The following is a 7,979-nucleotide window of genomic DNA, read 5'->3' as shown; positions in this document are numbered from 1 at the left end:
GAGCGTCGGCGGCTGGTGGCGTACTGGGTGGGCGAGGCGCAGGCGGGCGAGCTGCAGGCGGCGTTGCAGGCGCGTCTGCCGGGGTACATGGTGCCAGGCGGCTGGATGAAGCTGGCGCAGTTGCCGGTGATGGCCAACGGCAAGCTGGACCGGGGCGCGTTGCCGGCGCCGCGCGAGGATCAGGAGGTGCAGACGGTGGCCCCGCGCAATGAGCGTGAGACGCAGTTGCGCGACATCTGGGCGGCGGTGCTGGGACGGGAGGCGCAGCAGCTTGGCGTGACGCAGAACTTCTTCGAGGCGGGGGGCGATTCGATCGTGAGCCTGCAACTGATCGCGAAGGCGCGACAGATGGGGCTGAAGCTGACGCCCAAGCAGGTGTTCGATCATCCGACGATCGAGGCGCAGGCGCGCGTGGCGATGGCGCTGGCGGAGTCGGGTGAAGCTGAAGGGACGCGGGCGGGGCAGGCTGAAGTGCATGAGGCGGTGCCGCTGACGCCGATCCAGCAGTGGTTCTTCGAACGGTTCGCGCAGGCGCCGTCGCACTGGAATCAGGCGGTGCTGCTGCGTGTGCGCGGGAAGCTGGATGAGGCGGTGCTGGAGTGTGCGTTGCAGGCGCTGGTGGCGCAGCACGATGCGCTGCGGTTGCGGTTTGCGCGCGCAGCGGGGACGGGGGGCTGGACGCAGCGGGTGGTGCCGGTGGCGGCGCAGGTGCCGGTGCAGGCATCGGGTGCTGCGCAGGCTTCGGAGCCTGCGGATTTGACGCCTGCCACGGCTGCCCTGCCCGCCACGAGTCTGGTCGAACGGATCAGCGTGGGCGACGCCGACGGCTGGGAACAGGCGCTGTACGACGCCTGCACGCGGGTGCAACAGCAACTGGACCTGGGCAACGGTCCGCTGCTGAAGGCGGCGTGTCTGGACGTGGGCCGTCATGGCCAGCGGGTGCTGCTGGCGATCCACCATCTGGTGGTCGACGGGGTGTCGTGGCGGATCCTGCTCGAGCAGTTACAGCAGGCCTATGAGCAGGCGGAGCGCGGCGAGGCGATCGGGATGGGCGCACGCAGCACGCCGTTCAGCGTGTGGAGCGTGCGTCAGCAGGAGTACGGCATGCGTGCCGAGCGGCTGGCGGAACTGGGCTGGTGGCAGCAGCGGTTGACGGGGGTGACGCCGTGGCCGGCGTTGCGGACGGCGGCGCAGGAAGCGGTGCAAACCCACGCGACGCAAACGGGTGTGACACAAACCGGTGAGACGCAAACCGACGCGACGCAAACCCAAGCCACGCAAACCCACACGCTGCGTCTTGACGCACCCACCACCTCGGCGCTGCTCTACAACAGCACCCGTAACACCGGCCTGACGCCGGAGGTGCTGCTGCTGGCCGCGCTCACACAAACCCTGTCGCAACGCAGCGGCCAGTCGCGCGTGCTGATCGAACTCGAAGGCCACGGCCGTGAGGACGTGCTCGACGACATCGATCTGACGCGCACGGTTGGCTGGTTCACGACGCGCTATCCAGTGGTCTTCGAAGCCGCGACCGACACGACGCACACGCTGCACACGGTGCGCACGTCGCTCGCCGCCGTGCCGCAGCGCGGGCTGCACTGGGGGCTGCTGGAAGCGCGTGGCGCTATCGACCCGGCGGTGCACGAAGCCCTCGCGGGCCTGCCGCGCGCGCGGGTCGGCTTCAACTATCTCGGCCAGTTCGACGCGAGCCTGCCCGATTCATCGCGCTTCGCGTTCGCCGACGAAGCGGGCGGCGAAGCGGTGCAAGCGGACCTGCAGGACGCGCAGATCAAGGTGTTGCAACTCGACGCGCTGGTGGCCGGTGGCGAACTGCAGATCAACTGGCGCTACCGCACGCCGCATCTCACGCAAGAGGAAATCGAAGCGTGTGCAGCAGGCTTCCGGCACAACCTGCTCGCGATGATCGAGAGCGCGCAACGTCCTGCCACGCGCCTCTATGCATCGGACTTCCCGCTCGCCCGCATGTCGCAAGCCGCGCTCGACGCGCTGGATCTCGATCCCGCGGCTATCGTCGACATTTATCCGGCGACGCAGGTGCAGCAAGGCTTGCTTCTGCACACGCAGCTCGGCGCCAATTCGGGCATCTACGTGAACCAGTTGCGCCTGACGCTGCGCGGTCCGCTCGACGTGGCCGCCTTGCGTGCCGCCTGGCAGATCGCCGCCGCGCGCCACGATATTCTGCGCACGGCCTTCATGGTCTCGCCGGAAGTGGACATGCTACAGGTCGTGCATCGCGAGATCGACGTGCCGTTCGCCGACTACGACTGGTCGTCTCTCGATCCTGTCATGTACGACGCCAGACTGCTTGCGTGGCGCGAGGCGGACGTGGCGCGCGGCTTCGACATGAAGTCGCCGCCGCTGATGCGTCTCGCGCTGATCCGCCGTCCGGACGGCGCGCACGATCTGATCCGCACGCATCATCACGCGCTCGTCGACGGCTGGAGCGGTGCGCGGCTGCTCGGCGAGATCGTCGACGAATATCGCGCGCAACGGCACGGCGTTGCGTCGGCGCGGCGCGAACCGGCGCGCTATCGCGACTACCTCGAATGGCTCGCGGCGGAAGACCGCGAAACTGCCTCGCAAGCCTGGTGGCAGGAGCGGATCGCGTTGCTCGACGAACCGGCCTTGCTGACCGGCAGCCTCGGCACGCCGGCGTTCGGCGCCGAGGGGCAACCGGCGCCGGAGCTCATCGGTACGCGTGAAGTGGCGCTCGACGCCGGCCTCAGCGAGCGGCTGCGTAACGTGGCGCAGCGGCATCGCGTGACATTGAATACGTTGATGCAGGGTGCGTGGGCGATTCTGCTGTCGCGTTACGGCAATCGCGAACAGGTGGCGTTCGGCGTGACGGTGGCCGGGCGTCCCGGCGATCTCGCCGGCGCGCACGACATGCTCGGTCTGTTCATCAACACGCTGCCGGTGTGGACCGACGTCGCCGATGGACAACCTCTGTCCGTGTGGCTCGCCGCCCTGCAGCAGATCAACAGCGCGATGCGTGAACACGAACAGACGCCGCTTGCGCACATACAGCGCTGGTCGGCGCGTTCGGGCGATGCGTTGTTCGACAGCTTGCTGGTGTTCGAAAACTATCCGGCCGACGCCGCGCTCGCGTCGAGCGACGATCTGTTCGATGTCGGCGCGCTCGATTCGATCGAACGCACTCACTATCCGTTGACGCTGACCATCGTGCCGCGCGGCGCGATCACGCTGCATTGGGCATGGCGTGCGGCGCGTTTCGCCCCCGCCAATATCGCGGCGATCGTGGGTCATTTCGTCGACTTGCTCGATGGTTTCACGCAGGCAAGCGATCCGCTGCTTGCATCGATCGCGCTTGGGTCGAGCTCAGCGCCGGCGATGTCGATTCATGACGGCGTAGACGGGGACGCACACGACGCCACGCGCGACGACACTCACAACCTCTCGCCGTTCACACCGGTCCATCAACTCATCGCGCGGCATGCGAGCGGCGCGATGGCGGCTCGCACGGCGGTTGTCAGCGGCGACGCCACGTTGAGCTACGCGCAACTGGAGGCGTGGTCGAACCGGATCGCGCAACGCTTGCGGCGGCTCGGCGTGAAAGACGACACCTGTGTGGCGGTGTGCGTCGACCGTTCGGTGGGTCTGTCGGCCGCGTTGCTCGGCACGCTGAAGAGCGGCGCGGCTTACGTGCCGCTCGACGCGTCGTATCCCGCCGCACGACTCGGCGCGATGCTCGACGACGCGCAGGTCGGCGTCGTGGTCGCCGACGAAGCCTGCGCGCAACTGCACCAGGCATTGTTCGCCGGCCGCAAGCTGGTGCGGATCGACCAACTCGACGACCAGCGCGACCACGAGTGCGACGACCCGCTCGACAATCGCGACGAGTGCTACAACCAACTCGACGACGAGCACAACACCACGCTGCCGGTCACCGCAACCTTCGATGAAAACCGTCTCGCCTACGTGATCCACACGTCGGGTTCGACAGGACGTCCGAAGGGCGTCGCGGTCACGCACGGCGGCCTTGCCCGCTTGCTGGCGTCGATGAGCGAGCGCCCGGGCGTCAGCGCGGACGACACGCTGGTGAGCGTGACGACCGTCTCGTTCGATATTTTCGCGCTCGAACTGTACGCGCCGCTGATCGCCGGCGCGACCGTGGTGATCGCGCCGCGCGCCGTGGTGACCGACGGCCGGCGTCTGGCGGCGCTGCTCGACGACAGCCGCGCGACCGTCATGCAGGCCACGCCGATGGGTTGGCGGGTGCTGCTCGAAGGCGGCTGGCAAGGTGCATCGCAAGGCCGACGTTTTGTCGCGCTGTGCGGCGGCGAAGCGCTCGCGCCGGACCTCGCCGCGCAATTACTCGCGCGCGGCGTCGCGCTCTGGAACATGTACGGCCCGACCGAGACGACGATCTGGTCGAGCGTCGCGCACATTGCTCGCGCCGATGCACCGATCACGCTCGGCGAAGCGGTCGGCCATACGGTGCTGCGCGTGCTCGACCGGGCCGGTCGTGCCGTGCCGGCCGGCGGCGTCGGCGAGTTGTGCATCGGCGGAGCCAATCTGGCGCGCGGCTACGTGGGGCAAGGCGGCTTGAGCGCCGAGCGGTTCGTGCCTGATGCCCTCGGCGAGCCGGGCACGCGCCTGTATCGCACCGGCGACCTGGTGCGAGCGCGGCTCGACGGCGGCATCGACTATCTCGGCCGGCTCGATCAGCAGATCAAGTTCCGCGGCTACCGTCTCGAGATCGAAGAGATCGAGACGCAGCTCGGGCGCGGCACCGATGTTCGGCACGCGGCGGTCGCGCTCGCGGGCGAGGGTGAAGCGCGCCGTCTGGTCGCGTTCTTCGTCGCTCATGCCGGGCACGATGGCGCGTTCGACACGGCGCGACTGCGTCAGGAACTCGCGCAGGTGTTGCCCGCGCATATGACGCCGTCCGCGATCGAGCGGATCGACGCCATGCCGCTGACGGCGAACGGCAAGCTCGATCGCAAGGCCTTGCACGCGATGGCGAACGCCGTGGGCGGACCCGGCGCCTTGGCGTCGCGCACGCCGCCGGCCACCGCGACGGAAAAGACGCTGTGCGCGTTGTGGGCGCCTGCGCTCGGCGTGGCCGAGGTCGGTATCGACGACGATTTCTTCGAGCTCGGCGGTCATTCGCTGCTGGCAGTCCGGCTGGCGAGCGCGATGGCGGTGTCGTTCGGTCGTCCGGTCGACGTGGCGCAACTGTTCCGGCTCGCCACGGTCCGCAAGATCGCACTGGCGCTCGACGAAGAGATCGAACGCGAACGCGATGAAGAAGACAACCCGGCCAGTCAGTTCAAGGATCTGCTGTCCATGCTCGATGACTGAGCGCATCGGCAAACAAAGGAATAGGTAATGAGTGTGAGTTCCGCACGTCAGGATGAAATGCTGGGGTTGGCTAAACAGTACGCGGCGTTACCCGCGGACAAGCGCGCGGTGTTCCGCCAGCGCGCGGCCGACAAGGGGCTGCCGGTCGACCGGTTGCCGATCGTCGCGTTGTCGCCGCGCCCGGCGCGCGCGCCGCTGTCACATGCGCAGGAGCGGCTGTGGTTCATGTGGCGGCTCGATCCGTCGAGCTCGGCGTACAACGTGTCGCGCGCGGTGCGGATGGCCGGCGCACTGGACCCGGATGCCGTGCGCGGCGTTTTCGAGCGGCTTGCGGTGCGGCATGAAAGTCTGCGTTCGCGCTTCGGCGAGGATCAGGGCGTGCCGTTTCAGATGGGCGTGCCCGCGCCGTCCGCCGATTCGGGCGAGGCCCTTTTCGATTGGCGTTTCGAGGCTGTTCCGGGAAGCGAATCGACTGGGCCGGAGAACGACGACACGCTGCTTCAGCGGCGCCTCAGCGAGCAGGCGCGCGAGCCGTTCGATCTGGAGCGCGGCCCGGTGATGCGCGTCGTGCTGACGCGGGTGGCCGCCGACCTGCATGTGCTGCAATTCACCGCGCACCATATCGTGACCGATGCGTGGTCGATGGATCTGCTCGGCCGCGAATTCGCGCAGTTGTACGCGACTGGCGCGCAGACCGCGCTCGAACCGTTGCCGCTGCATTACGCGGATTTCGCGCTGTGGCAGCGTGAGTGGGCCGGCGACCGTCGAGCCGACACCGAACTGGATTTCTGGCGCGACCGGCTGGGCGGCGAACGCAGTCTGCTGGCGTTGCCGCTCGATCGGGCTCGCACGGTCGAGCGCAGCATGGAAGGCGCGCGCTGCGTGGTCGCGGTGCCGCGCATCACGGCCGATGCGTTGCGGCGGATCGCGCGCACCCACGACGTGTCGCCGTTTGCGACGCTACTCGCGGTGTATTGCGTGCTGCTCGCGCGTTACAGCGGGCAGCAGGACTTTTGTGTCGGCGTGCCGGTGAGCGGCCGCGAGCGCGCGGAGACGCATGGGCTGGTCGGGTTTTTCGTCAATACGCTGGTGATTCGCGCCGAGTTGTCGATGTCGATGACGGTCGGCGAACTGCTCGCGCATGTCGGCGAGCGTATCGCCGAAGCTCAGGCGCATCAGGCCGTGCCGTTCGCGCGCGTGGTCGAAGCCTTGCAGCCGCAACGCGAACGCTCGCATTCGCCGCTGTTCCAGACCATGTTCAATTACGAGGTCGCGAGCCGCGGCGAGGAGACGGAGCTTGCGGGCTTGTCGATTCGCCCTGAAGCGGCGTCGACAAAAACGGCGCGTTTCGATCTGGTGCTTAACGTGCTGGATGACAGCGACGGTTTGCGCTTGACCTTCAATTACGCGGTCGATCTGTTCGATGCCTCGACGATCGAGCGGTTGAGTGGCCACTACGTGTCGCTGCTGAAGCAGATCTGCGAGGCGGGCGAGCGACGCCTGTGCGAACTGTCGATGGACGAGGGCGCGGGGTCGTCGAGCGTGGCGCAACGGGTCGCGTATCCGTATGCGTCGACGGTGTCGCGCTTCGAGGCGCGGGCCCGCTCCTGCAGCGCGGAGCTTGCCCTGATCTGCGAGGACGAGCGCGTGAGCTACGCGCAACTGGATGGCTGGGCGGACCGGCTCGGTGTCTCGCTGATGCAGGCGGGGATTGCGCACGAGGATCGGGTGGGGGTGTGTCTGGAGCGCTCGGCGGGGCTCGCCGCGGCGCTGCTCGGGATCTGGAAGGCGGGCGCTGCGCAGGTGCCGCTGGATCCGGCCTATCCGGAAGGACGCCTGCGCGAGATGATCGAGGATGCGGGCGTGCGCTGCGTGATCGTCGATGCGGCGAGCGCGGCGCGGCTCGCGCCGGTGCTTGAAGGGTGCGTGCAGGTGCGGATCGTGGATGAGGGCGCCGGGCCTGATGAACGTGCTGAGCCTGATGACCGAGCCCTGAGCGCGTTGCGCGAGCGTACCGCCTCGATCCATCCGGAGCAGCTCGCGTACGTGATCTACACGTCGGGCTCGACCGGGCGGCCCAAGGGCGTGGCCGTGAGCCAGCGTTCGCTGGCGCTGCATCTGGACGACTTCATCGGGACGTACGGGATCTTGGCGCAGGACACGCTGCTGCAGTCGTCGACGATCAACTTCGACGTGGCGCTGCACGAGCTGCTTCCGGCCCTGCTGATGGGCGGGCGCGTCTGCATGCGCGGGGCGTCGGCGTGGGACCTGCAGGCGCTCAGCGGCGCTCTCGCGGCGCATCGCGTGACGTTCTCGCGGATTCCGACCGCGCTGTGGCAGCAGTGGCTGGGCGAGGCGCCGTCGCGTGAATCGCTGCCGGCGCTGCGGCAGATCACGGTGGGCGGCGAAGGGCTGCCGGGCGACGCGCTGGCGCGCTGGTTCCAGGGGGGCCTCGCGTCGGTGCGGCTGGACAATCTGTACGGGCCGACCGAGACGAGCGTCGCAGCGCTGTATCGACGCACGCAGCCCGAAGATATCCACCATGTGAGCGCGCCGATCGGTGTCGCGTATCCGGGACGCAGTGTGTGCGTGCTGGACGCGGATGGCAACGAAGTGCCGGTGGGCGGGCTCGG

2 protein-coding genes are annotated in these 7,979 nt (G+C 68.3%); both read left to right on the top strand.

The genetic code is table 11. From position 1 onward, the window contains the following. The first annotated feature begins 15 nt into the window (after positions 1-15). Complete coding sequence (locus BX591_RS35425; RefSeq protein WP_111935950.1) at positions 16-5,346, top strand: non-ribosomal peptide synthetase; 5,331 nt, start codon at positions 16-18, stop codon at positions 5,344-5,346. Positions 5,347-5,373: 27 nt separating this feature from the next. After that, on the top strand, positions 5,374-7,979 hold a 2,606-nt coding region (locus tag BX591_RS35420), incomplete at its 3' end, for a condensation domain-containing protein (RefSeq protein WP_146749862.1).

Source organism: Paraburkholderia bryophila (genome assembly GCF_003269035.1).
GTDB classification, from domain to species: Bacteria; Pseudomonadota; Gammaproteobacteria; order Burkholderiales; family Burkholderiaceae; genus Paraburkholderia; species Paraburkholderia bryophila.
Note: the sequence above shows the minus strand (reverse complement) of the source record. Positions and strands in the feature narration are given on the sequence as shown.